This window comes from Frankia sp. AvcI1 (genome assembly GCF_001420875.1).
GTDB classification, from domain to species: Bacteria; Actinomycetota; Actinomycetes; order Frankiales; family Frankiaceae; genus Frankia; species Frankia alni.
Genome location: NZ_LJFZ01000045.1, coordinates 1 through 2,009, shown reverse-complemented (window position 1 = coordinate 2,009; position 2,009 = coordinate 1). Strand labels below are relative to the sequence as shown.

Genomic DNA, 2,009 nt, shown 5'->3' with positions numbered 1-2,009 from the left:
GCCACCACAACCCTGACGTCGAACCACAATCGGTCCATGCCCGTAAATTATCGCGAAAGCGCGAGGCCCCACGAGGGCGTCTTTGATAGGTTTGTCGGAACAGTCCAGAGCAGAATCGAGGATCTGNTCGTCCCGGTCAAGGATGCGCTCACAGGCTGATCCACGGCGTCGACCAGGCCCCGTTCCGCGGCGGCGTGCTCCCCGTGATCCCGACCCCGTCGTGGCACCCGGCCTACCGGGCGGACGCCGAGGGACCGATCTTCTCCACCATCTTCTTCAGCACGGTCGGCAACTACCCACTCGTCGTGGGCGTGNAGTGGGANGCCGCCCGCAGGGTGTGGTCGGCGATCTTCCTGAAGAACACGGGCAAGGGCATGGCCGGACCGAACCGGGATGAGGAGTACCCCGGCCTGGCGTGGCCTGAGTACTCCTCCCCCACCGGTCGAACGAGTCCGGCGATAACCGGTCGCGATGGGCCGATTGAGATCCGAATAGCGGGTTGTCGCGGCCGGGTGAAGACCCAATAGTGGGACCGGAAGGTCTGGCCAGGAGAAGCTCGGAAGGAGCGCAAATGCCGACCGCCACCTCTGAGGACGCCCACAGTTTCGAAGTTTTTCAACATTACGAGCGCCTTCAGTGGAAGGTTTCCGAACTCGGTTTGGAAAACGTCCGCCGCGACCTGGTTGACCCCGCCTACATCTCGCTCGTCAAGGGTGTCGTCATGGGCGAGGCAACCTCGCTGCCCGGGCTGCACGGATTCCTCAGCGAGTTCGACGACGACTACGACTGCTCGGCCTTCGTGGCCGTCTGGGCCTACCAGGAGCTCCAGCACCACTACGCGTTCCGGGCCTGGCTGAAGGCGGTCGACGTACACATCGACCAGGCCAGGATCGAGGCGTTGCGCGAGCCGTACGAGCGTGGCATCACGCCGAGCGCCACCCTGGCCACGAACGTGATCTCCGAGATCATCGTCAACACCGCGTACCGGGCTCTGTCCGCCTGGGTGCGTGAGCCCGTCCTGTCCGACCTGTTCCTGCGGGCGAGCCGCGACGAGGCCGGCCACGCCCGCGAATTCCTGTACTACCTGAAGCGGCGGCTCGAGCAGCACCCCGAGGAACTCACCTCGGTCCTGGAACGCATCCATTTCTATGCGACGAGCTCGCGGCTCAACCACCCGGTCGGGGTCTACAAGCATCAGCTCGTCGAGGAGATGCGGGGCTACGAGACCGTCGACGACGTGATCGACGTCTTCCTGCGGTTCTCGCCGCCGGACGCGCAGGACCGGCTCCAGGCCAAGCTGCGCCGCGCGCTCGGCAGCGCGCTCGGCCGGGACCTGACCCGGAACTCCGACATCCGACAGGCCCTCGCCGACTCCATGGCGTGACACCCCGGGCTTCGCCGGCCCGCCGGCGTGCCCCGGCCCCGCCGGCCGGCGGGGCCGGGGCACGCCCGTCGTCTCATCCGCATCGAACCGCCGATCGCACGATCCGAGGAGTCCCGATGTCGTCATCCCACGCCGAGATCGTCAACACGGTGACCGAGATCGTCGCCGGCGCGCTCCGCCTGCCCGCCGAGACCCTCGCCGCGGACCTCAACCTGCGGACGGTCGAGGGCACGGACTCGGTGAAGGTCCTGCTCGCGATCGCCCGGATCGAGCGCGAGTACAGCATCGAGATCGAGGACGAGGACGTCTTCACCCTGACCACGATCAACGACGTCGTCCGCATCGTGCAGGCGCAGCTCACCGAGACGACGGTCTGACGCCGAACCCGCCTCCCTGCCAGCCGGCCGCTTCCCCTCAGGTGCCGAGGGCGTCGAGGACCTCTGCGGCGGGGAGGGCGGCGAGCGCCGCCCCGGGCAGCCACAGTTTGGATCGGCGCAGGCCGGAGCCAACGACGACCCGGGGATGCTCCGCGACCGCGCGGTCGATCAGCAGCGGCCAGTCGGCGGGCAGCCCGACCGGGGTGATGCCGCCGTGCTCCATCCCGGTGCGGGAGACGGCCGTGTCC

General features: G+C 67.9%; 3 protein-coding genes. 2 read left to right on the top strand and 1 reads right to left on the bottom strand.

Going from position 1 to position 2,009, the window contains the following annotated elements:
• The first annotated feature begins 571 nt into the window (after positions 1–571).
• Positions 572–1,384, top strand: a complete 813-nt coding sequence (locus UK94_RS29595; protein ID WP_041939883.1) for a ferritin-like domain-containing protein — start codon at positions 572–574, stop codon at positions 1,382–1,384.
• Between the two features lie 116 nt (positions 1,385–1,500).
• Complete coding sequence (locus tag UK94_RS29590) at positions 1,501–1,761, top strand: acyl carrier protein (RefSeq protein ID WP_011607430.1); 261 nt, start codon at positions 1,501–1,503, stop codon at positions 1,759–1,761.
• Positions 1,762–1,798: 37 nt separating this feature from the next.
• Here the strand turns inward: UK94_RS29590 and UK94_RS29585 are convergent.
• Positions 1,799–2,009 (bottom strand): YbaK/EbsC family protein (locus UK94_RS29585; protein ID WP_313949614.1); only part of this gene is annotated, 211 nt, incomplete at its 5' end.